This window comes from Mesorhizobium sp. B2-3-5 (genome assembly GCF_006442395.1).
In the GTDB taxonomy this organism is placed as follows: Bacteria; Pseudomonadota; Alphaproteobacteria; order Rhizobiales; family Rhizobiaceae; genus Mesorhizobium.
The window spans coordinates 73,016-95,988 of the sequence record NZ_VFVX01000005.1; the positions used below are offsets into that span (position 1 = coordinate 73,016).

The window sequence follows — 22,973 nt, forward strand, 5'->3', positions numbered from 1 at the left end:
GGCAGGGGAGGCACGCCGCGCAGCGCCTGGCCGGCCCGAGCGCGGCGGGCAGGGGCCGGATTGCGGCCTCTTACAAGTTCGCCTCGGCGAAGATGCGCGCCGCCCAGTCGAGGAAGACGCGCAAGCGCGGCGAGAGCTGCCGGTTCTGCGGGTAGAGCGCCGACAGCGGCGTCGGCGAGGGCGGGTAACCGGCCAGCACCTCGACCAGCGTGCCGTCGGCAAGGTCCTTTTCAAAGCGATAGCGCGGCGCCTGGATAAGGCCGAGCCCAAGCCGCGCCAGGTCGGCGGCGGTGTCGGAATTGTTGGCGGCGACACGGCCGGGCAGCCGAACCTCGACGGTCCTGCCGCCGACGGTGAACTCGAACGGCAGCACCTCGCCGGTGCGCGACGACACGAAGCCCACTGCCTGGTGGCCGTCGAGCGCGTCGGGGGAGGTGGGCGTGCCGTGACGTTCGAGATAGGCGGGGCTGGCGCAGGTCATTTCGCGTATGACGGCGAGGCGCCGCATGATCATGCCGCTGTCGGGCGGCTCGCCGACGCGGATGACGCAATCGACACCCTCGCGCACGAGGTCGACCAGCCGGTCGCTCTGGCCGATCTGCAGGTCGATCCTGACATAGCGGGCAAGGAATTCCGGCAGGCGCGGCAACAGGAAGGTGCGGGTGAGCAGCGTGCTGGCGTCGATGCGCAGCAGGCCGAAGGGCTCGGCGTTGCGGAAGGCGGCTTCCGCATCCTCGATCTCGGCCAGGATCGACAGGCAGCGCCGGTAATAGGCTTCGCCGTCCTGCGTCGCGTTCACCTGCCGCGTGGTCCGTTCCAGCAGCCGCGCGCCGAGATGCTCCTCGATCCGCCGGACCGCCTCCGTCGCGGTCGAACGGGGCAGGCCGAGATCGGCGGCGGCGGCGGTGAAGCTGCGCCGCTCCAGAACGCGAACGAAGAGCCGCATCGTATCCAGGCGATCCATGGGCTTTGTTCGCAGTTTCCGAATAGTGATGTCAATAGATGGACGATTATCCGGAACGTGGCTCGGCCTATATCCGTGTCAGCATCAACACGGAGAGACTTTCATGACCAATCAGCAGGCCAGAGCGGCGATCGTGACCGGCGCCTCCAGGGGCATCGGTGCAGCCATTGCGCGGCGGCTCGCCCGCGACGGCGTGGCCGTCGTCGTAAACTATGCGCGAGGCCGCGCGGAGGCCGAAGCGCTTGTCGGCGCGATCGAGGCGGATGGCGGCAAGGCGGTCGCGGTGCAGGCCGATATCGCCGATCCGGCCGGCATCGCCAGCCTTTTCGATGCCGGCGAGAAGGCGTTCGGCGGCGTCGATATCCTCGTCAACAATGCCGGCATCATGAAGACGTCGCCGATTGCGCAGACAGAGGACGCTTCGTTCGACGCGCAGGTCGCGATCAATCTCGGCGGTGTGTTCCGTGGCATGCGCGAAGGCGCGCGCCGGCTTCGCGACGGCGGCCGTATCATCAATTTCTCCAGCAGCGTCGTCGGCTTCCTGCAGCCGGGCTACGGCGTCTACGCCGCCACCAAGGCGGCCGTCGAGGCGATGACGCGTATCCTGGCCAAGGAGCTTGGCGCGCGTCGCGTCACCGTCAACGCGGTGGCGCCCGGACCGGTCGAGACGGCGCTGTTCCTCGATGGCAAGAGCGAGGCGCAGATCGAGGCGATCACCAAGATGATCCCGCTCGGCCGGCTCGGCCAGCCCAACGACATTGCCGGCCTGGTCTCGTTCCTGGCCGGGCCGGACAGCGGCTGGGTCAACGGACAAGTGATCCGCGCCAATGGCGGCGCGATCTGAGTCGAGGGCGCCGGCGCTCCTTCACCACGAAATCCAGCCTCGAACATAAGGGAAACGATCATGCCATTCGCCAATATCAAAATGCCGCAAGCGGCTCTCTCCAAGGCGCAGAAGGAAGACCTCATCCATCGCACGACAGCCATGTTCGTCGATCTTTTCGGGGAGGGGGTGCGCCCCTACACGATGGTGCTGGTGGAGGAGATCGCCGATGGCGGCTATGGCCGGGCGGACGAAGTGTTCATCGTGCCGGATGCCCATCGCGCCAGGGAATAGGCACGTTCAGCCTTGGCCACTCAGCCGCTTCTCGCACCGGCCCAGTCGGCTGCGATCTCGGCGAATAGCCAGTCGCGGAACGCCCGGACCTTCTTCTGACGCAGCGCACCGTCGGGATAGACGACGTAGTAGCGGGCGGCGGATTTCAGCGCGAGGTTGAACGGCCGCACCAATCGTCCGGCCGCAAGGTCGGCCGAGACAAGGGCGCTGCGGCCGAGCAGCACGCCTTCGCCATGCACGGCGGCCTCCACCGCGAAGGTGGCGGAATCGAAGCGCACGCCGCGTTTGGGGTCGATGTCCTCGACTCCGGCCTGTTGCAGCCACGTCGCCCAGTCGATGCGAAAGGCGTCATGGATCAGCTTGTGATGCCGCAGATCCCCAGGCTGGCGCAACGGATGTTCCCCTTGCAGGAGTTCCGGGCTGCAGACGGGGAAGACCTCCTCGTCGGCGAGGAATTCAGCCGTCACGCCGGCATAGCCGCCCCGGCCATAGCGGATGGCGATGTCGATGCCGTCGCTGACGAAATCGGCGAGCACACCGGAGGTGGAGAGCCGCACGTCGATGTCGGCGTTGGCGCGGTGGAACCGGTGCAGCCTCGGTACCAGCCAGCGGCCGGCGAAGCCGTCCGACGTGCTGACATTGAGGATGCGCGTCGAACGGTCAGGCGTGGCGGCAATGGTGGCGGCGGCGATCTGGTCGAGCGCCTTGCCGACCTCCACCGCGTAGGCTGCACCCACGGCCGTCAGGCGCACGGATCTCGTCCCGCGATCGAAGAGCTGGATACCCAGCCTGTCTTCTATGTTGCGGATGGCGCGGCTGACCGCGCCATGGGTGACATTGAGCTCATCCGCCGCCCTGGAGAAGCTCAAATGCCTGGCGGCGGCGTCGAAGGCGGGCAGGGCGGTGAGGGGCGGCAGTCGGCGCGGCATGATCTCGACCTGTGAGCGTTGCTCACAAATCCTGCACAAAGAGTCGTTTGTCGTCCAGCCCGAAAACACCCAATATCCGGGTGTGCCGCGCATCCAAATCGACCTTCGGAACACCGGATGCGCTGAAATGACCAATCACATCGTGAGCAATCGTCATGCTCGCCCGTCAGGGCGGCACCGGCGCGCTTGCGCCGAGCGAAACAGGAGACGGACAATGACCTTGACCCTTGGACCCATCGGCGCCGCGATGAGCGGCCTCGCCCTGCGAAGCGCGGCAATGTTCGAGCGCCGCCGCACGCTGCGCCAGATTTCCCGGCTTTCCGACCGCCGCCTGAATGACATCGGCCTGGAGCGCGACTGGGACGGTTCCATCCTTGGCAATGGGAGGGGAATATGACCAGCACCCTTATCATCGGCGCCACCGGGCTGCTCGGCAGCGAGATGGCCAAGGCCAGTGCACGCAATGGTGACAGCGTCCATGTTCTCCTCCGGCCGGCAACCGCGGGCAATGAAGAGCGGATGCGCCCGCTGAAGGAGCTCGGCGCCACGGTCCATGTCGGCGATCTCGGCGATTACGACAGCCTCGTGCGCGCCGTCGGCAAGGCCGATCGGGTCATCAGTTCGGTGCATGTGAGCTCGGCCAGCGAGATGACGCTGGTGCGCGCCGTCAGGGATGTGGGCGTTTCACGCTATGTGCCTTCCGCCGGCTTCGGCCTCGACTTTGCCGCCGCAGCACCGGGCTCGATCGAACCGCTAGACATCAAGAGAGCCGTCTTCGACGCCGTCAGGCAGGCCGATCTGCCCTATACGGTGATCTACACCAACGGCTTCTTCTCGACCTGGGTGGCGACGCTGGGCGACCTGACGCGCTTCGGTTCGACACCCCTGCCGCCGGACGAGGTGACGCTCTATGGCGACGGCAATGTGCCGGCGACATTCGTCAGCGAAAAGGATATCGCCGCCGTCACCATGCGCGCGCTGGAGGATCCCGGTGCTGTGCGCCGCGAAATCCGCATCGCGCAAAACAGGATCACGCAAGGCGCGATGATCGACCTGTGGCGCCGGGTGAGCGGCCGCTCGCCGCGCATCGTGCGGCAGAGCGCCGAAGAGCTGGAGAGGATAATCGCGCAAGTCCCCGGCCTTGCATTGCTGCGGGCGTTCTGGATCCGCGGCGCGACGGCGCTGGAGACGGCCAATCCTGAAGCGGGCGCGCTTTATCCGGAGCTGACGTTCGAGACGATTGAAAGCGCCTTCGTGGCGTTGGCGGCGACGAGCGGAACAGGTGGCTAGGCGCGGCGCCGCATGCCTTGGGTTCCTCGCCCCTGCCGAAGGCGGGGGAGAGGTGGCAGCGAAGCGGCCGGAGAGGGGCCTTCGTAAAGCTCCGGCCTTGCAAATGGAACCTCTGACATGTGCGCGAGGCCGGCGCTGCCCCCCGCTCCGTCTCGGCTTCGCCGAGCCACCTCTCCCCCATTTCATGGGGGCGAGGAACCCAAGCTTGCTGGCCGTTTCGGCCAGCAAGAGCCTTCAGCCCTTGCCTCCAATGCTGTATTCAGCGGCCCGAGTGCAAGGAGCTTTGGATGACCGCAACCCTCACCGCCCCCGCCGACACCACCTGGCAGGATGATATCCGCCAGGGCGTGCGCCATGTGCGCGACCTGGCCTCCCTGCCGCTGTCACCCGCCGAGCGCGCCGCCGCGCAGGAAGCCGCCAGCCGCCACAAGGTGCGTGCACCGAAAGCCTATCTCGACCTGATCGACTGGAACGATCCCGCCGATCCGATCCGGGCGCAGGTGATCCCGTCGCCCGGGGAGTTGGAAGAGGCGGAGGGCGAGCTTGGCGATCCGATCGCCGACCATGACTTCAGCCCGGTACCCAGGCTGACGCATCGCCACGCCGACCGGGTGCTGCTGTTCCCGACCTATCAATGCGCGGTCTATTGCCGGTTCTGTTTCCGCAAGGAATCGCTGACCTCGATCGGCCGTGGCTATACGCGCGAGGCGCTGGAACCGGCGTTGGCCTATATCGCAGCTCATCCCGAGATCCGCGAGGTGATCCTGACCGGCGGCGACCCGCTGTCGCTGCCGGACAAGGCGCTGGCCGAAATCCGTGCCCGCATCGAAGCCATTGCCCATGTGCGGCTTCTGCGCGTCCACACGCGCGTGCCGGTGGCGCTGCCTTCACGCATCACATCGGGGCTGGTCGAGGCGCTGCAGGGCCGGCTGATGGTTACAATCGTCACCCACTTCAACCACGCGCGCGAGATCACGGACGCTGCCGAGGCAGCCTGCCGGACGATGCGGCAGGCGGGCTTCGTGCTGCTCAACCAGAGCGTCCTGCTGAAAGGCGTCAACGACAATGTCGAGGTGCTTGAAGAGCTGTGCCGCGAGCTGATGTACCGGCTCGGCGTCAAGCCCTATTACCTCCACCATGGCGACCTGGCGCGCGGCATGGCGCACAGACGCACCACGATCGCGGAAGGGCAGGCGCTGGTGGAAGCGCTGAGGGGGCGGCTGTCGGGTATCTGCAACCCGGTCTATGTGCTCGACCTGCCCGAAGGCGGCGGCAAGGTGCCGCTCGGATCATGCCACGTCGAGGAACGTGACGGGGACAGCTGGCGGATACGCGGACTGGATGGCGCGGTGAGAGATTATCGGGAGATCGTCGGCGGGCGGGAGGACCAGTCTTCGAAGAAACCTGCTGCCGGCTCGTAAGGCCGGAAGGCCTTGAAGCCGGCATCGCGGCCAGCTCTTCTCGCCCCGTTTACGGCACGGCTATCGCATATGGAGTCTTGCGAAGAGGGACCCCCACCCCTAACTTGCCGGGGCGAGCCACGGGTCTCGCCCGTCCTTCGGACCCCCACAAGGGGGAGGGAATGCTGCCGCGCGCACCTTTACCTACGCCTTGGGATCGAAAACATGCTCAATTTGCCAGGATCGGCGTCAACGGAAGTCTCCCTCCCCCTTGTGGGGGTCCGAAGGACGGGCGAGACCCGTGGCTCGCCCCGGCAAGTTAGGGGTGGGGGTACTCGTAGGGCGAAAAGCCTTGGCCCCATATGCGATAGCCCTGCCGTTTACGGGGAGAGATGTCCGGCAGGATAGCGAGGGGCAGCGCCAACGCAATATTCTGGCTTCGGCCAGAAGCTCGTGAGGCACAGGGCAGGGATAATCGCGTCCGACCCTAAAGGTCATCCCCGTCGACAAACGCCAACACCACAATACGCGGGACAATGCAGTATCCGAGGCTGACCTTGCGGCCCGTTTTCGTTGTCGCGCGGCCTGCGTCGAGGTCCACGGCGATGTCCTCATAGCCCAGGATCTGGCGATCGAGCGGATAGGCCGCCTTGTAGACCGCCTCCTTGGCGCAGAAGAGGATGCGCCCGGCAAGCCGCCGGTCGGCCGTGCCGATCCGGTCCGCGCTGGTCGAGACGATCGCGAAAATGTCGTCGGGCAGGGGTTGGGCGGGCTCGACATCGATGCCGAGGGAAGCGATGCGTCCGACGGGCGCGACCGCGGCCACGGCCATCTCGTCGTCATGGGCGAGCGACCCCGTTATGCCAGCGGGCCAGAGCGGGGCACCGGATGGCGCGCGGGAAATCGCGACGCCGCTCATGCCGATGTCGGCCAGCAGCCCGTGCGCGATCCAGCGCGCCGCGCCGCTGGCGCGCCGTATGGCCGGCTGGCGCGCCGGGATGGAACGCGCCTCCTCGGGCGTGAGATGAGTTTCGTCGGCCTCGCGTATCAACCGGCATCCGGTCCGGACGCCTCCGGGCGCGATTGCCGCGATGGCCTCGATCAGTGCGCCTTCGGGGGAGGGCGGCCGCGTCAACGACCGTCCGCCGGCAGCACGAGGTCGGCGATCATTTCTCCATCCTCGTCGAGCCCTTCTTCGAGGAAACCGGCGGCGCGATAGAGCCGGCGCGCCGCTTCGTTCTCCGGTTCGTAGCAAATCGAAACGTGCCCGACATGGCCGAGCGCCCCGATTTCGTCCAGCACAAGGCGCAACGCGGCCTTGCCATAGCCTCTGCCCTGCCAGGCGCGATCGATCATGAAGCGGTAGATGCGTGCCTCGTCGTCATCCTCGGGCGCCTCGTACATCAGGAAGCCGACGACATGGTCGCCGGCCATCACGACGCGGGGCCTTGCGTCCCGGTCGGATCTGGCCTCGTCCAGCGACTCCGCGTTGGTCGCGACAAAATCCACCTGGTCCGGGGCGAGTTCCAGCGACGCGACCAGGGCCCGGTTGGCCTTGGTTACGGGAGCGAGACGGATATCCACGGTCGTGGCCGGACGATCCGTCAAGGCCCGGCCCTCGGCATATCGAGATCAGCTCGCCGGATGGCCATGCCGGGCCTCAAGCGGAGACCTTGGCGCCACTGTCCGTGACCGGTTCCACGAACCGGTGCAGCTTGGCCGGGTTGCCGCGCCAGATGGAATAGGGCTCCAGCTCCTCGCCCTTCATCACGAAGGCGTCGACATCGGCCACCGAGCCTTCGCCCATCACGACGCCGTAATGGACAAAGGCGGAGGGTCCGAGCGTGCAGCCCTTGCCGATGCGGATATAGTCGGACTTGAACGCACCTTCTTCCAGCGAGTGGGCCTGGATGACGCAGCCCTCGTTGAGGGTGACGTCGTCGCCGATCTCCACCAGGGAGCGTTCGGTCAGGTTGGCGCCGCCGTCATAGACGCGCTTGCCCACCTTGACGCCCAGCAGGCGCAGGATCATCGGCCGGAAAGGCGTGCCGCTGAACAGGCGCACGATCGGCGAATCCGCAAGCTTCCAGTGGCGTTCATGGCGCCAGAACGTGACATCGTAGATCGTCGTCATCCGCGGCTTCAGCCTGCCGAAGCCGAGACTGGCTCGCTCGATCAGGATGTAGAACGGAATGGTGATCGCGGATGTCAAGAGCACGGCGACGAAGAGCGCGACCTCGGCCCATTCGGTATAGTAGTTCAGCGCGCGGTCCCAGATAGCCAGCGTGGCGAACAGCATGACCCATTGGACCGCCATGAACAGGGCCACCGTCACCAGATTGTGCAGGTTCTTGTGCGGGATGCGCTGACGCCGGTCTTCCTCGTCGATGCCGGCGATAAGCTCCTTGTCGCGGTTCACCATGCGGGGGATTTCGAAGGGAGGCGAGCCCAGGAGCCCGACATTCTCGCGCAACGGCCCGTCGACCGGGATCATCACCTTGGTGCCGAGCAGGCAGTTGTCGCCCGTGCGTCCATCCGGCGGATAGTAGATGTTGTTGCCGAGATAGTTGCGTTCGCCGATCTTCGTCGGCTCCAGCCTGAAGGCGGTGGCGGATTTGTGCATGTTGATCATGAACAGCCCGTCCGACACCATGGTCTGGGTGCCGATCTCGCACAGAAGCGGGTTTTCGTGCTGCTGGTTGGAGCCGAAGTTGGAGCCGGTCTGCACCACCTTGTTCAGGTTCCAGCCGATGGCGCGCATGTAGTGCACGATCGCCGAGCTGTCGCCGAACAACAGCCCGAGCACGCGGGAGTTGCTGGTGAATTCGGCGACGGTCTGCAGCCAGTAGCGGAAACCGTAGAGCGTGTAGGTGCGGCCCGGCTTCAGGATCAGGTTCGTCAGGCGCGGTATCAGCGTCGCGGCGAGGAAGGCCGCGGCGATATAGCCGAACAGCGTGACCGTGGTGCCGATCGCGACCACGCCGATCGTCTCCTGATAGTCGTCGCCGACATTTTCCCAATAGCTGTGGAACAGCAGCGGCAGGGGGGTGACGATGGCAAACAGGCCCACCAGATGCGCCGCCTCGAAGAGGAAGCGGCGGATGTTGGACGGGTTGACATTGCGCATCTTGCAATAGTCCGCCGTGGTCGGAATGGCCGGCGAACCATGCCAGTGCTCGCCGTCGGGAATGTTTTGCCCGCGCTGCAGCGAAGAGGAGTGGCCGAGCTGGCCGCCGTCGCCGATCGAGGTGTCGATGTCGATCGTGCAGCCGACGCCGACGAAGGCATCGTGGCCGATGGTCAGCGGCCCGGTGTGGATATAGCCGGACTGGGCGCGATAGCCGAGGATCATCGATTCCTTGCGCAGGATGGTCCGGGCGCCGATCGAGATCAGATCGGTGCAGACCGGCACGGAGCGGGATTCGATGACCGCGTTCTTGCCGATCCTGGTTCCCAGCAGCTGCAGATAGAGGCTGTAGAGCGGGCTGCCGCGGAACAGGACGACGGGCGCCGAGCGGATCAATGTCTTGACCACCCAGAAGCGATAGTAGCGCAGGCCCCAGATCGGGAACGCCTCGGCCTTCCAGCGGCCGACCAGCAGCCATTTGGCGACAATGGCAAAGCCCGACATGCCGAAGAACACACCGGCCGAAAGCGCCACGCAGCGCAGATAGAGCTGGACCGGGTCGTCGAGCGCGTCATAGACCCAGTTGAGCCCGTGATTGACTGCCCAGAGCGCTAAATAGCTGTAGACCCCGTAGAACAGCAGCTGCGCCATTCCACAGGTCCAGTAGGCGAAATTCGATGCCTGGCGGATGAGGACGGGCTCGTTGGTGGCCGTCGTCATCTCTTCCGGCACGCGCAGGTGCTTGGCCAGGCGCGCCACCGTCGGGTAGAGATAGATGTCGCGCATGGAGGTCGTGGCCCATTCCTTCCTGGTGCGCACGCGCGCGCAGAAATGGGCCATGAGCAGCGAGTTGGCGCCGAGATCGTCGAAGAAATTGTCCTCGACGGACACGTCGTCGAATTTCAGCACGGCGCACAGCGCCTCGGCAAGGAAACGCTCGTCGTCATTGCCGGGCGGCACCATCGCGCGACCGGCCGAAAGGCGCACGCTTGTCGGCTTCGGCAACTGGCGCAGGTCCACCTTGTTCGACACCGTCATCGGGATCGCCGGAAGTTCCTCCAGATAGGAGGGCACCATGTAGTCCGGCAGGCGCCGCTTCATCGTCTGCGCGATGTCGGCGCGCGACAGCGGCGGCAGGCCGGCCTTGGGCGCGTAATAGGCAACGAGCTCGACGCGGCCGGGCTCGATCTCCCAGGTGGTGACGGCGGCCTGCGCGATCTCCGGCTGGTCCAGCAGCACCGCCTCGATCTCACCCAGTTCAATGCGATAGCCCCGGATCTTCACCTGGGTGTCGATGCGCCCGTTATACTCGATCTCGCCATGGTCGTTGATCCGGCCAAGGTCGCCGGTGCGGTAGATGCGTTTCGACGGGTTGTTCGGCAGGCCGACGAAATCGGCGATGAACTTCTGTTCCGTCAGGTCCTGCCTGTTCAGATAGCCGACCGCGAGCCCGATGCCCGCAATGCCGATCTCGCCCAGTTCGCCGGGCTCGGCAAGTTGCGGCAGGGACGGGTCGAGGATGACGATCGAATAGGTCGGCAGCGGCGCGCCGATCGTCACCGGACTGTCCGGCGTCAGCTCGCTCATCGTCGCCGTGACGGTCGCCTCGGTCGGGCCATAGGTGTTGAGGATCTGCCGGCCCGGCTTCGACCAGCGCACCACCAGATTGTGGGGGCAGGCCTCGCCGCCGACCAGCAGCGTGCGCAGGCTGGGCACGTCGCTGGTCATGGACGACAGCAGCGTCGGGCTGCAGGCCATGCAGGTGATGTCATGATGGCGCAGGAAATCCGCGAGTTCCTCGCCTACCAGCGGCAACTGGCCCGGCGCCGGCACGACAGTCGCGCCGGCGGCGAACGGCACCCAGATCTCCTCGGCCGAAAAGTCGAAGGCGATGGTCATGCCCTGGTAGACGCGGTCGCCCGGCCGGTATCCGTAGGAGGCGGCGGCCACCCGGATGAAGTTGACGAAGCTCTGGTGTGTGATGACCACGCCCTTGGGCCTGCCGGTGGTGCCCGACGTGTAAAGGATGTAGCAGGTGTCGTCGGATGATGCCGCCGCATGCGGCGGCAGCGGCGCGTCGGACCGTGCGGCAATCTCGGCGGCGGCGCTGTCGATCAGCACATAGGGGACGGGCAGAAGTTCGGCCCGGGACGCGTAGGCGGCGATCGTGACGATCAGCCCCACGCTGGCGTCCTCGATGATGAGCGACATGCGCTCTTCGGGAAAGGCCGTGGCCAGCGGCACGAAGGCCGCGCCCGCCTTCATCACGCCGAGCAGGGCGATATAGGTTTCCGCCGACCGGTCGAGGATAAGCCCAACCCGGTGACCAGGCCGCACGCCGCGTTCGATCAGCAGGCGCGCGAACTGGTTGGCGCGCTTGTCCATTTCCTCATATGTCCAGACGCGTCCTCCGGAGATCACCGCCGGCAAGGCAGCGAAAGTCGCGGCGAGCTGCTCGAAGACCGCATCGAGCCGCTCACCGGGTAGACCCTGCCGGGCGAAATCAGCGCCCGTCAAAATCTGGGCGCGTATATCCGTGCCGGAACCGGAGGCAATCCTTACAAGCGCATCGACGCTGTCCAGGCGAGCCCCTTCGGGGTCTCTTCCCGACTGCTCCCTGTCCAGTTCGGCGATATCGACACCGTGATCCATTTCCAAAACTTTCTCGTCCTGACCGAACAGGCACATCTCGCTCATGCCGCCGCGCCGGCAGGCACTCGGCTGTGCCGCCGCTGCAATTTGACCGTTGTTGATGGAGGTGGAATGACTGGCGCCTTCATAGCAAAAGCGCCCGGAATTCCGACCGGCGATCGATGACCGCCGAGTCGCACCCCTCTTTGGCCGGCCCGATATCACATATTCGGCGCTCTGTCTTCACATGTTCGGGAGCATGGGCACGGAGCGTATCGCCTCGGCGCTGCCGGCGACGCGCGACATGCCAAGCAGCACCCCATCCTACCGTTCGAACCTCGTTGCATTGCCCGTATCCGTGCGCCTGCGCGGCGGCCGATTTCCGGTCGCTGAGGGATGGATATGCCATCCGATCTTTTCGCCAGTTTTTCCGAACTGTTGAATATTGTTTCTGGATTGTGTCTGGGCGCCCTCCCTGCATGGCCGCTGCCGCCAGATTCCAGCCTTCCAAAAAATCTCGCCGCACCCGGGAATAAAGCGCGGTCTTGCCGGGTCTTCCCTACAGCGGGGCCAGTTCAGCGGCCCGCGCCGAGGAAACGGAACAAGGAACTTACCGAAATGACCAAGCTCGCTCTCAGCGCGGCTGCGATGCTGCTTGCCTCGAGTTCCGCCTTTGCCGGCAGCGCCCATCTTCGGCGCGCCGCGCCAACCCGGCGGCCGCCACCGTCGACGACATCTAGACCGCCTCGATCCGAAAGCCCGACGGTTCCGGCCCCGGTCGCAATCAGCGACGGAGGGCCAGGGGCTTGGCCCTCCGTCATTTCCATCCGTGCCTTTTAGCCACCACGCAACAGAGGAGATCGCAATGTTCAGCATGACACGCCGCACGGTGCTTCAGTCCGCCGCCGCCGCTGCCGCCTTCGGCCTTGCCGGCAAGCTTGAATTCACCCGCCCCGCTTTCGCCGAAACGCCGGTGGAGCCGGCCGTCGGCTTCTACAAATACACGGTCGGCGACATCGAGGTCACAGCCGTCTATGACGGCATCTGGCGCAAGCCGCACGACCCGGCCTTCATAAGGGATGTCTCGGTCGACGACACCAAGGCGGCGCTTGCCAAGGCGGGGCTGACCACCGACTTCATGCCCATTCCGCTCACCGTCGTCGTGCTTAAGATGGGCGGCCGGCTGATCATGATGGATGCCGGCTCGGGCGTCGGTCAATGGCAGACCAACGCCACGCATCTGCCGGCCAACATGGCCGCCGCCGGCATCGACTACAAGGCGATCGACACCATCATGATCTCGCATTTCCACCCCGACCATGTCTGGGGCCTGATGGAGAAGGGCACCAACGCGCCGGTGTTCCCCAATGCCGAGCTGATCGTCAACGCCACCGAATACAACTGGTGGACCGACCCCAGCCGGCTGGCGAAGCTGCCCGAGGGCCGCAAGCCGGCCGGCAAGCGCATCGCCGAAAACTTCCCGAAATGGAAGAACTGGAAGTTGGTCGAGGATGGCGCCGAGGTCGCGCCTGGCATCCAGATCATCGCGGCACCCGGCCATACGCCAGGCCACTCGGTGTACCTCGCCAATTCCGGCAAGGAGCAGTGCATGGTCTCGGCCGACACCATGTATGTGCCGGCGCTTCTCGCGCCGCATCCGGAGTGGCAGGGCAGCTACGATCAGGATGGGCCGACCGCCATCACCACGCGTCACAAGATCATCGACCGGGTGATCGCGGACAACATCCGCGTCTGCGGTTCGCACTTCCCGTTCCCGGGTACCGGCGTCTTCATCAAGGACGGCGGTGCCTATGGCTTCACCCCGGTTCAAATTTGAGACCGTTTGGAAACCCTACTCTGGCGGCCATCCGAAGGCGTTTTCCGCGCTTCCGTTGCTCCCGGACCCAAACGTCCGCCGCGCTACGGTTCTCGAAACCACCATCATGTGACTCGCCAGAGCGAATTTCGAAACGGTCTCGCGATGCTAGCCCTCAATCAAAGCGAGAAAGACAATGAAACAGTCTCTTTTGGGCAGAAACGCCCTGTTCGGCCTGCTCGGCGCGATTGCCGTGCTGACCGTCGTTCCCGTCGCCACGATCATGCCGGCCTATGCGGTGGATGACATAGAAGGCGCCGATGCGCCGGACCTCACCGCCGTCAAGGCCAAGATCGACGCCAAGGACTACAAGGGCGCGCTGGCCGACCTGCGCGATCTCGCGCAGGACAACCAGCAGGCCGACGTCTATAATCTGCTCGGCTTCACGCTTCGCAAGACCGGCGACACCAAGACGGCGCTGACCTACTACAGCAAGGCGCTGGAGCTGAAGCCCGACCACAAGGCCGCCCGCGAATATCTGGGCGAGCTCTATGTCGAGACCGGCGACATGGACAAGGCCAAGGAGCAACTGGCATCGCTGCAGAAGCTGTGCCCCGCCGGCTGCGACGAGCTTTCCGACCTGCAGAAGGCCATCGACACCAAGGTGACGAAATAGCAGCGGCCTTTTCCTATCCCCTGAGGGCGGCCCCAAGGACGTGGGGAGAAGGTGGCCGCGAAACGGCCGGATGAGGAGGCCTTGGCGCCGATGCCACAAAAAAGTTTGGGCGCTCGTGGCTGGCGCCCATTGCCGGAGCCGGCATCCTCTCCCTCGCGCCGGCTCCGGCCCTTTAGCAAAAATGGAGGTTGACCATGATGCCAACCGAAATCGCCGCGAGGCTGCACGGCCTCGTCACCAAGCTGTACCTGCGGGACGCGGCCCTGCTCGCCGGCCGGCTGCTGCTTTCCCTCATCTTCCTGCATGAGGGCGCCACGCTTGCCACCCATTTCGCCGCCGCCGCCAAGGCGATGGCAGCGCTTGGCGTCGGCCTGCCGCTGCTCGTCGCCACCATCGTGCTGCAACTGGGGGCAGGGCTGTCCGTCGCATCAGGCCTGCTGACGCGGCTGGGCGCCATCGGGCTCGGCCTGTTCTGCCTGGCCACGGCCACGCTGTTCCACACCAACTTCGCCAGCCAGAACGAGTTGCTGCATTTCGAAAAGGACCTGGCGATATCAGGCGGCATGTTCGTGCTGGCCGCCGCCGGCGCCGGCAGGATCTCGCTGGACTGGCTGCTGGCCGGTTACCTCAGGCAGCGCCAGCGCGACAAGGACCTGGTGGCGGCATTGCTGGCGCCCCGACGTCATAAAGGGGCAGGATAGTTGCTTCGGACTGCCAGTTGCCGAAGCTGGCGCTGCCCCTCACCCGCCTGCCGGCACCCTCTCCCCGTATAGTGACGGGGAGAGGGGGGCTGGCCGGCGCTGCAGCACGCACTTTGCTGGAACCAGCCTTGATGCTCCGCATTTTATGAGCGAGGGCTTACGGAGGGTGACGTGAAAGCGATTTTTGGATTGGTCTGCGGCTTCGTCTTGACTCTTGCCGTTTTCGGCAGCGGGCTGGGCTTCGCCGCCTGGCTGCTGGCCGCCAAAGCCCCGCGTGAGGCAAGGCCGACCGTCAGCGTGTCGGAGCTGTGGACCAGAAACGCGCGGCCGGTGGACAAGGCGGCGCAAAATCTCGAACGCGTGCCGGCCGACCAGCCCGCGCCGACTGATCTGGCCCCCAAAGAGCCGGCGCCCGACCCGACCGTGACAAGCGCGGTTCCGCCGGTGGCCGCCGAAGAGCAGGCCGCGCTGCCGCCGTCGCATGTCCAATGGTGCGCCAGCCACTACCGCTCCTACAATCCGGGCGACAACAGCTACATGTCCTATAGCGGGCGGCAGCGCCCCTGCAGCTCGCCCTATCTCGACGCCGGCGGCCAGTCCGCGCAGCCTTCGGCCGAAGTCAGCTATGCCGAGGCGGGCGGCGCCGGTTCGGCTCCCGCTACGGAGCCTTCCGCCGACCATGTCGATAGCTGTTTCAGCCGCTACCGCTCCTACCGGCCGGAGGACAACAGTTACCAGCCATATTCGGGCGGGCCGAGACGGCAATGCGAGTAGCGGGCCCGATGGCGATGAAAGGCGCCGGCGCCTTCCCCGTTCACGCAGATTTTTTGGATCGTTCGCCTCAGCGCGGCGTTCATTCCCCACACGGTGGAGGAACTGATATGAGCGACGACAGGAACGACAGGATCCGCGAGCGCGCCTACCAGATCTGGCAGCGCGAAGGCGGCGTGCATGGCGACCACGAGCGGCACTGGCATCAGGCCGAGATGGAGATCGACAGGGAGGGCGCCCTGCCGCTGACGGCCCGCGATGCACTGCCCCAGACACGCGAGATCGCCAGCTCGGACGTGCTGGCGGTGGAGGATCTGGCCATGCGCACCGGCATCTCAGGCGACGAGGCGCAGGAACTGCTCGACCGCCTGGGCAGCGACCGCGCCGCGATCGAACAAGCCGCGCGCAGCCTCGGGGCGAAGAAGCGCGCCAAATCCTGACGCCTTGTTTTCAGGCAATTCCGGACGGAAAGGCGCCACGCGCGGTTCCCCGAATTGCTGAAGCCGGCCATGAAAGCGCGGTGCCGGCGGGCAGCTAGGCCGACGGCATATGGCTGCCTGCCGGTGTATAGGCGACGGCTCCTTCGCTTGCATCGGAACCCTTGGCCGCCTCGGAGGTTCACCCTGTCCCCCAACCAAGGAGATTGAAGTCATGGACCACACAAACCACGTCAGGCTGAGCCCGGCCGAACTGACCCCGGACACGCTCGAAGGCGCCACCATCTACGGGCCTCGGGACGAGAAGATCGGCTCGGTCGATCATCTGCACGGCAGCCAGGTCGTCATCGATGTCGGCGGCTTCCTCGGCATCGGCGCCAAGCCGGTCGCCGTCGCCGCCAGCGAACTCGATTTCATGCGCGACGAGGACGGCGACGTCCACGCCGTGACCAACTGGACCAAGGATCAGCTGAAAGCCATGCCCGAGCACCGCGACTGACAATCCGAAGGCCCGGCGGCGACCGGGCCCTTCGTCTTTTCGAAGAGGAGAGACCGATGATCAGGAAACTCAAGGACGGAAAATACCGGCTCTATTCACGCAAGAAGGACGAGAAGACGGGCAAGCGGCGGAACCTGGGCACGTTCGACACGCGCGAGGCGGCGGAGAAGCACGAGAAGGAGGTGCAGTATTTCAAAAGGCACTGAGGGGTAAATTCCCGGAGCGGCAGCAATGCGCCTCAACCATGACGTTGAACGTCCCGTATGGCGGTCCGATAAGCCGCCGTTTGCCTCGCACAATAGCCAGTGGTGAAGATTCAGGCCGACTTTCCGGAACGCGCGGAACGGCCAGCGGGCACGGCGGGACCACCGGCTCGAACCAACTCATCTCGAAAAACGAGGCGGCACGTTTTTCCATGGCACGCCATCCCGGCCCATTTCATAGCCTTTTTCGAACAGAGCCCGCATGAACTTGTTCTCGAACGGGGTTTTCGGCTCATCGGTGAAGTCGGCCGGAACGTCTATGAAGTTGTAGGCGATGCCGTCGCGCCTGGCGATGGCGTAAAGCCTGTAAAGATCGCCGATCCCTTGCGTCTTGATGAGGGACGAGACCGCCTTCTCCGCGATGTCGGGCAATGTGGCCTTCACGATCCCAGGCACCGGCGTCGTCCGGCCATTGCGGATGATATAGAGGCGCGCCTTGACCCGGGCGTGGAACGTCCGATCAAGCTCGCGCATGCTCAAGCCGGCGGGCATTAGAAAGACCTGGTTGCTGGTTCCGCCATCGACATGCATTTCGTGGTACGTTTTGCCGGAGGCGGTCACTTGCAGCTCGACGGGAGGGAATATCCCTGGAATGGCGGTCGAGGCCAGGATGACTTGCTTGAAGAGCTTCAGCCGGTCCGGCCGGCGGCTCGCCGCGATGGCGCCCATGTCCCAGATCACTGGCCGATCCGCATCGAGATTGGTCGTTCCGATGAAGAGCCTGCGTCCCTTGCCGGATTCTGCGGCGATCTGATCGAGCATGTCCTCGGTAACTTCTTCGTCGAGCATTTTGGCAAGGGGAGCGTTGCTGGTGATCGAGGCGCTCGACAGCATGCCGAGGAAGCTGTGCTCGGTGTAGATGTTGGCGTCCTTGATCGTCGTGAAGGCATGCTTCAGGCGATCGTCATAGGCCGGGCCAAGGAACGCGAAGGGCGCGATCAACGATCCGGTGCTGATGCCGGTGACGATGTCGAACCTGGGCCTGGTACCGGACTTGGTCCAGCCGGCGAGAATTCCCGCGCCGAAGGCGCCGCTGCTGCCGCCGCCCGAAATCGTAAGCGCGTCGAGCTCTCGCAGCTTGATCGAAGGGTCGGCCTTTGCCGCCTTGATTCTCTCGTCGCGGAACTTGATGAGACGATCGGGCGGGAAACTTTCGTCGGAATCGCCCCAGACGCGTATGTCCCGGGGATAGCCACTCACTTCGGCGGCAGTCATGCGTTCCGTCGGCACGCCATCGCGCGGATAGGCGGCGATGCAGCCTGTGAGCTGAGCTGCACACAGGCAAAGCAGGATGATCCTCAGCATAGCCGTCGGGGCCCCTGATGTGGTTTCTTTTCAAGCTAAGGCGAAGCTGCGAAAAAGCTGTTCGCCTCCGAGCACGGCGAAGGAGACGACGGTCATCAGCAGGGCGCGGTGGAAACGTGCCTGTTTGATCTCCCTCACGCGTGAGGTCTTCAGCAGTTCGGCAGCTATCACCGAGGTCCAATCGGATTGTACGGCCAGGTGGACCAGGTCGCGCACATCGGCGAAAAATCCTGGATCCACATGGTAGATGGGCGGGACCGCGCAGGCACCGGTCATTTTGCAGTTGAGTTCCTTGTCCGCCCGCTTGCGGCTCGGATAGAGCACTTGCCCGAACTGCACGATCGGCATGATGACGATCCCCCAGACGGCCATGTAAAACAGCGGCCCGAGCGGTGCATGCGAGGGCAGCAGGTCGCCGAAGCGCAGGATCAGGTTGAGGGCGAGAATGTAGCCCACGCCCACGATCTGCGCCTTAGTGTCATAGGAACGCGCCACCGATTGCGCCTCCTGCAGCGCTCCGGCCAGCATCTTGTCGACATATTCACGCGTCGTCCGGTCGGGTTCCGCGCACCTGGCGGCATCGGTCGTGAGAAAGCGGTCAAGGAGAGTGGGGCGTGTTTCCAGCATGGCTGCCTCCTTCATCGATCCGACAAGGCCAGGATCGCGATTGCGTCGGCGCTGGGCTCGGGCGCCGCCAACGGCTCGTCGCTTTCCCGGATTCCGTTCACCATCACATAAAGGGCTGGCAGGAAAACCAGCGTCAGCATGGTGGCGACGGCGAGCCCCCCGACGATGGCGTATGCCATCGGTCCCCAGAAGACGTCGTGCATGATCGGGATCATGCCGAGGATCGCCGCTGCCGCGGTGAGCATGATCGGCCGGAACCGATGGACGGTCGCATCGATCACCGCCTTCCACGGTTCTACCCCTTGAGCCCGCTCATGCTCGATCTGGTGCACCAGGATCACCGAGTTGCGGATGATCATGCCGGCGAGCGCGATGATGCCGAGCGTCGCGATGAAACCCATCGGGGTGCTGGTGGTCAGCAACGCGGTGGCAACTCCGATAAGCCCGAGAGGCGCCACGCTGATGACCATGGCGACCTGCCGGAAACTCCCGAGCTGGATCATCAACACCGTGAGCATCAGGGTGATCATCAGCGGGAACTGGGCCAGCAGGGCGGCGTTGCTGAGCGCGGTCTTTTCCACCGTGCCGCCGGTCTCGATCGACGTTTCAGCCGGCATCGACTTGGAAAGCGTGTCCAGCGCAGCGGCAACGTGCTGGTGAACGAAGGCCGGCTGCAGTCCCGGCAGCGGCTGTGCCTGGACTGTGATCGTGGGCAGGCGCCGACGCCTCCAGACATAGCCTTCATCGAGGTCGTATTTGAAATCGGCGAGCTCCCGCAACGGAACGGATGCGCCCGTCGGGGTGGTGATCTGAAGGTGGCGCAGGGCTTCGATGCTGGAACGCTCGTCGTTCTGGGCGCGTGCGACCACGTCGACCAGGTAGATGGAATCGCGCAGTTGCGTGACCGTCGAACCGTTGAGCACCCGGTTGAGCGCCTGGGAGAGTTGTTCGGAGCTAAGCCCCGCCTGCCGGACGCGGTCCTGGTCGACGACGATGCGCAACGTCTTGTTCTTCTCGCCCCAGTCGAAGTTGACGGTCTGCACGAGGCCGGAAGCCCGCAGGATATCGGCCACCTGCTCGCCATATTTCCTGGCTTCGTCGGGAGTAGGCGCGCTCACCCGGTACTGCACGGGCCAGCCCACCGGGGGGCCCAGTTCCAGGCGCGAAATGCGCGCGGTCACGTCCGGAAAATTGTCGGCGAACAGCGCCTGCAGTTTGGCCTGCACACGATCGCGCGCCTGAAGGTCCTTGGCCACGACCACGGTCTCGGCCATGAAGTCGTTGTCGAGCTGCACATCCAGGGGCAGGTAGAACCGGATGGCGCCGCCGCCGACATAGGAGGAGAAGTGGTCGATATCGGCGTCGCCCGCAAGCGCCTTCTCCAGCCGTTTGGTTTGCGTCTCGGTAGCGGTGATGGAGGCATTCTTGGGCAGCGTCATCGTCACCAGCAGTTCAGGCCGGTTGGAGGCGGGGAAGAACTGCTGCTGGACGAAGCCCATGCCGTAGAGCGAGAGGCCAAAGGCAATGAGGGATGCGGCGATGGTGAGAAAACGGTGCCGCATGGTGAACGCCAGCAGGCGCCGGAACAGCCGCATGAGGGGCCCTGGCTCCGCCGCCCCATGCGCTTTCATGTGCTTAGGCAAGAGGGTCAGCCCGAGCACCGGCGCGAAGAGAACGGCCACGAACCATGACGCGATGAGCGCCACGCCTATGACTGCGAACAGCGAGAAGGTGTATTGTCCGGTATTGTTGTTCGCGAACCCGATCGGCAGGAAGCCGAGCAGCGTGATCAGTGTTCCCGTCAGCATCGGGAAGGCGGTGGACGTATAGGCAAAGGTCGCTGCCTTGATCTTCGGCATGCCTTCTTCGATCTTGGAGATCATCATCTCGATCGTGATCATCGCGTCGTCGACCAGAAGGCCGAGCGCGATGATCAGCGCACCGAGCGAAATGCGCTGCAGGCTGATTCCCGCCGCTTCCATGAATGCGAAGACGATGGCGAGGACGAGCGGAATGGACAGGGCGACAACCAGGCCGGCGCGCAGACCGAGGCTGAGGAAGCTCACCACGAGCACGATTGCGACCGCTTCGAGGAGAGCCTTGGTGAATTCGCCGATGGCCTCACGCACGACTTCGGGCTGGTCCGATACCAGATTGAGCTCGATGCCGACAGGAAAGCGCTGCTTCAGCCGCTCCGCCATCGCGTGCAGTCCCTTGCCGAAGTCGAGATTGTTGCCGCCGTCGCGCATGTTGATGCCGATCCCGATGGCCGGCTTGCCGTTGACGCGAAACATCTTACTGGGCGGATCGCTATAGCCGCGCTGCACCTCGGCGATGTCCGAGAGCTTGTAGAAGCGCCCGTTCACGGAAAAATTGAGCTTGGCTATGTCGCCCGGCGCCAACGCGGAGCCGGTCATGTCGACCAGCACGTTCTCGCTGGGCGTGTTGATGATTCCGGAAGGCACGACGGCATTCTGGTGGGCGATCGCCGTCAGCACGTCATCGAGGCTGAGCTTCAGGTTGGCGAGCTTCTGCGGCGAGAAATTCAGGTAGAGCTTTTCGTCCTGGTCGCCATAGATGTCGACCTTGCCTACGTCGGGAGCACGCAGGAACTCGGCCCGCGCGGTCTCGGCGAAATCACGTGCCTGACGCGGGCTGAAACCGTCATAGCTTATGCCGTAGATGGAGCCGAAGACGTCGCCGAACTCGTCATTGAAGAACGGCCCGACCACGCCTTGCGGCAGGGTCTGACTTATGTCGCTGACCTTCTTGCGGACCTGGTACCAGATACCGGCGAGGTCGCGCTTGCGAGTGGATTCCTTCAGGTAGACGAAAATCGTCGCCTGGCCCGGCTTGGTGTAGCTTTTGAGGTAGTCGAGGTTCGGAGTTTCCTCGAGCTTCTTCTCGATTCGGTCCGTCACCTGCTGCATCGTGTCGGCCGCGGTGGCCCCGGGCCAGTTTGCCTGGACAACCATGGTCTGCACCGTGAAATCCGGGTCTTCCTGACGGCCGAGACGCTCGTAGGAGGTGATTCCAGCCGCCACGCAGACGAGCATCAGGAAGACGACGATCGAGCGGTTGTGGACGGCCCATTCGGAAAGGTTGAAGCTGGCCATCACTCGACCTCCGCATTGGGCTTGACCGCTTCGCCGTCAGCGAGCGAGTTCACGCCGGCGACCACCACCTTGTCGCCCGCGACCAGTCCCTGGCTCACGGTGACGGAATTTGCATCGAACTGCAGCAGTTGGACCTTGCGACGCTCCACCTTGTCGTCTTTGCCAACCACCCAAACCTGCGGCTGGTTTCCCGACTGCAGCAGCGCGCTCGGGGGAAGCGTCGCAACCATGGGACCCCCGTCGCTTTCGACCCGGCCGACAACGATTGCTCCCAGCCGCATTTCCGGCGGCGGAGCAGGTATGGCAACCCTCACCTGATAGGTGCCGGTGGCGCTGTCAGCCTCGGGCGAAATCTCGCGGACCGTGCCGGTCACCGCGATATCAGGGTGGGCCTGAAGCGCAACGTTCACCGGCATGCCAAGGCTTGCCCTGACGACGTCCTCGCTCGCGACGGCAAAGACGGCTTCGCGCTCGTCATTGCGCGAAATCTCGATCACCATCTGTCCGGCGACCACCACCTGGCCAGGGTCTGCCCCGGTCGCGGTCACGATGCCGTCGTCGGGCGCCTTGAGCTCCGTATAGGCAAGCTGGTTCTGGGCGATGCGCAGATTGGCCTCGGTCGCCTGAACTTGCGCCTGCGCGCTCCGCAGTGACTTCAGCGCGTCATCATACTGCGAATGCGTGGCGAAGCCCTTGGCGAGGAGGGCCCGAAACCTGTCCTCCTGGGCGGCGGCCTGGGCGAGCGCGGCCTTGGCCGCGTCGAGGTCCGCCGCCGTGGCGGACACCTTGTTCTGGTAATCCACGGCGCTCAGTGCCGCGAGCTTCTGGCCCTTCTTGACCGTTGCGCCGGCGTCAACATCGCGTGAGACGAGCCTGCCGCCGACCTCGAAGCCGACCTGGCTGACATAGCGCGATTGGATGCGGCCGGCGCCTTGCGTTACCAGCATGAACTTGTGGGGCGTTACCACCACCACGCGCGCCATTCGCGGCGCTGCCGGCGCCTCGGCCTCCTTTTGTGAACAGCCGGCAAGACAAAGGCCGGCGATGCCGGCCAAAAGGGAAAGACGCCACGACAGGCGCATGGAAGCCTCCGCTCGAAAGATCGGGTTGCAGGGAACTGAAAAAGGCGAGCCACGAGCCGAACTGAGTGGCTGATTTCGATTTAGACTACTAAGTCAAATCGACTATGTAGTCAATATGAGTTACGCGCAATCGTGCCATGCAAAAAGGCCATGGCAAATGGAAGGCGACTTCGAAGGAGATGGGAAGCGAGACCAACCGAGAGGGCGCCGAGCCACCGACCG

22 protein-coding genes are annotated in these 22,973 nt (G+C 64.7%); 12 read left to right on the forward strand and 10 right to left on the reverse strand.

Annotated features, from left to right (window positions below; genetic code table 11):
- Positions 1–70: 70 nt before the first annotated feature.
- Complete coding sequence (locus FJ958_RS08190) at positions 71–964, reverse strand: LysR family transcriptional regulator (protein ID WP_140741398.1); 894 nt, start codon at positions 962–964, stop codon at positions 71–73.
- 103 nt (positions 965–1,067) lie between these two features.
- Here FJ958_RS08190 and FJ958_RS08195 point away from each other — a divergent pair, with 103 nt between their 5' ends.
- Together FJ958_RS08195 and FJ958_RS08200 are read left to right on the forward strand one after the other, a co-directional pair.
- Entirely contained in the window at positions 1,068–1,808 is a 741-nt protein-coding gene (locus FJ958_RS08195; protein ID WP_140741400.1) for an SDR family oxidoreductase, read from the forward strand.
- A gap of 60 nt (positions 1,809–1,868) precedes the next feature.
- Positions 1,869–2,081, forward strand: a complete 213-nt coding sequence (locus FJ958_RS08200) for a 4-oxalocrotonate tautomerase family protein (RefSeq protein ID WP_140741402.1) — start codon at positions 1,869–1,871, stop codon at positions 2,079–2,081.
- 20 nt (positions 2,082–2,101) lie between these two features.
- Here the strand turns inward: FJ958_RS08200 and FJ958_RS08205 are convergent, their stop codons facing one another.
- Together FJ958_RS08205 and FJ958_RS32410 are read right to left on the reverse strand one after the other, a co-directional pair.
- Entirely contained in the window at positions 2,102–3,010 is a 909-nt protein-coding gene (locus FJ958_RS08205; protein ID WP_140741404.1) for a transcriptional regulator GcvA, read from the reverse strand.
- Positions 3,011–3,032: 22 nt separating this feature from the next.
- The gene (locus FJ958_RS32410) at positions 3,033–3,167 is read right to left on the reverse strand and encodes a hypothetical protein (protein ID WP_281406651.1); all 135 of its coding nucleotides are present in this window, start codon (positions 3,165–3,167) and stop codon (positions 3,033–3,035) included.
- Positions 3,168–3,224: 57 nt separating this feature from the next.
- Here FJ958_RS32410 and FJ958_RS08210 point away from each other — a divergent pair, with 57 nt between their 5' ends.
- The 3 genes from FJ958_RS08210 (at position 3,225) to FJ958_RS08220 (ending at position 5,721) form a co-directional block, all read left to right on the forward strand.
- Complete coding sequence (locus FJ958_RS08210; protein WP_140741405.1) at positions 3,225–3,407, forward strand: DUF1127 domain-containing protein; 183 nt, start codon at positions 3,225–3,227, stop codon at positions 3,405–3,407.
- Positions 3,404–4,300 (forward strand): NmrA family NAD(P)-binding protein, encoded by an 897-nt coding sequence (locus FJ958_RS08215; RefSeq protein WP_140741407.1) that lies wholly within the window; start codon positions 3,404–3,406, stop codon positions 4,298–4,300. The genes FJ958_RS08210 and FJ958_RS08215 overlap by 4 nt, the downstream gene beginning before the upstream one ends.
- Before the next feature lie 287 nt (positions 4,301–4,587).
- Positions 4,588–5,721 carry a KamA family radical SAM protein gene (locus FJ958_RS08220; protein ID WP_140741409.1) on the forward strand — a complete coding sequence of 378 codons (1,134 nt, stop codon included), beginning with the start codon at positions 4,588–4,590 and terminating at the stop codon, positions 5,719–5,721.
- A gap of 466 nt (positions 5,722–6,187) precedes the next feature.
- Here the strand turns inward: FJ958_RS08220 and FJ958_RS08225 are convergent, their stop codons facing one another.
- From FJ958_RS08225 to FJ958_RS08235, 3 genes are read right to left on the reverse strand one after another with little or no spacing between them, the layout of a single operon-like run.
- Positions 6,188–6,835: a 4'-phosphopantetheinyl transferase superfamily protein gene (locus FJ958_RS08225; RefSeq protein ID WP_140741411.1), complete on the reverse strand. Its 648-nt coding sequence runs from the start codon at positions 6,833–6,835 to the stop codon at positions 6,188–6,190.
- The gene (locus FJ958_RS08230) at positions 6,832–7,308 is read right to left on the reverse strand and encodes a GNAT family N-acetyltransferase (RefSeq protein WP_140741413.1); all 477 of its coding nucleotides are present in this window, start codon (positions 7,306–7,308) and stop codon (positions 6,832–6,834) included. Before FJ958_RS08230 ends, FJ958_RS08225 begins: the two co-directional genes overlap by 4 nt.
- Before the next feature lie 52 nt (positions 7,309–7,360).
- A complete protein-coding gene (locus tag FJ958_RS08235) occupies positions 7,361–11,479 on the reverse strand; it encodes a Pls/PosA family non-ribosomal peptide synthetase (RefSeq protein WP_181176341.1) in 4,119 nt (1,372 codons plus the stop codon).
- 844 nt (positions 11,480–12,323) lie between these two features.
- Here FJ958_RS08235 and FJ958_RS08240 point away from each other — a divergent pair.
- The 7 genes from FJ958_RS08240 (at position 12,324) to FJ958_RS08270 (ending at position 16,564) form a co-directional block, all read left to right on the forward strand.
- The gene (locus FJ958_RS08240) at positions 12,324–13,295 is read left to right on the forward strand and encodes an MBL fold metallo-hydrolase (protein WP_140741415.1); all 972 of its coding nucleotides are present in this window, start codon (positions 12,324–12,326) and stop codon (positions 13,293–13,295) included.
- Between the two features lie 175 nt (positions 13,296–13,470).
- A complete protein-coding gene (locus FJ958_RS08245) occupies positions 13,471–13,950 on the forward strand; it encodes a tetratricopeptide repeat protein (RefSeq protein ID WP_140741417.1) in 480 nt (159 codons plus the stop codon).
- 194 nt (positions 13,951–14,144) lie between these two features.
- Positions 14,145–14,651 carry a DoxX family protein gene (locus FJ958_RS08250; RefSeq protein ID WP_140741419.1) on the forward strand — a complete coding sequence of 169 codons (507 nt, stop codon included), beginning with the start codon at positions 14,145–14,147 and terminating at the stop codon, positions 14,649–14,651.
- A gap of 171 nt (positions 14,652–14,822) precedes the next feature.
- Positions 14,823–15,425 carry a BA14K family protein gene (locus FJ958_RS08255; RefSeq protein ID WP_140741421.1) on the forward strand — a complete coding sequence of 201 codons (603 nt, stop codon included), beginning with the start codon at positions 14,823–14,825 and terminating at the stop codon, positions 15,423–15,425.
- Between the two features lie 107 nt (positions 15,426–15,532).
- Positions 15,533–15,862, forward strand: a complete 330-nt coding sequence (locus tag FJ958_RS08260; RefSeq protein ID WP_140741423.1) for a DUF2934 domain-containing protein — start codon at positions 15,533–15,535, stop codon at positions 15,860–15,862.
- Between the two features lie 211 nt (positions 15,863–16,073).
- Positions 16,074–16,358: a PRC-barrel domain containing protein gene (locus tag FJ958_RS08265; RefSeq protein ID WP_140611503.1), complete on the forward strand. Its 285-nt coding sequence runs from the start codon at positions 16,074–16,076 to the stop codon at positions 16,356–16,358.
- A gap of 56 nt (positions 16,359–16,414) precedes the next feature.
- Positions 16,415–16,564, forward strand: coding sequence for a hypothetical protein (locus FJ958_RS08270; RefSeq protein WP_010910556.1), 150 nt, complete (start codon positions 16,415–16,417; stop codon positions 16,562–16,564).
- Positions 16,565–16,741: 177 nt separating this feature from the next.
- On the opposite strand, the gene FJ958_RS08275 is transcribed toward FJ958_RS08270, so the two are convergent.
- Genes FJ958_RS08275 through FJ958_RS08290 form a run of 4 tightly spaced genes read right to left on the reverse strand, consistent with a single transcriptional unit; the run spans position 16,742 to position 22,751 of the window.
- Positions 16,742–17,926 (reverse strand): patatin-like phospholipase family protein, encoded by a 1,185-nt coding sequence (locus FJ958_RS08275; RefSeq protein ID WP_140741425.1) that lies wholly within the window; start codon positions 17,924–17,926, stop codon positions 16,742–16,744.
- A gap of 30 nt (positions 17,927–17,956) precedes the next feature.
- Positions 17,957–18,553: a hypothetical protein gene (locus tag FJ958_RS08280; RefSeq protein ID WP_140741427.1), complete on the reverse strand. Its 597-nt coding sequence runs from the start codon at positions 18,551–18,553 to the stop codon at positions 17,957–17,959.
- A gap of 11 nt (positions 18,554–18,564) precedes the next feature.
- A complete protein-coding gene (locus FJ958_RS08285; protein ID WP_281406652.1) occupies positions 18,565–21,669 on the reverse strand; it encodes an efflux RND transporter permease subunit in 3,105 nt (1,034 codons plus the stop codon).
- Entirely contained in the window at positions 21,669–22,751 is a 1,083-nt protein-coding gene (locus tag FJ958_RS08290) for an efflux RND transporter periplasmic adaptor subunit (RefSeq protein WP_140741431.1), read from the reverse strand. The genes FJ958_RS08285 and FJ958_RS08290 overlap by 1 nt, the downstream gene beginning before the upstream one ends.
- Positions 22,752–22,973 lie beyond the last annotated feature (222 nt).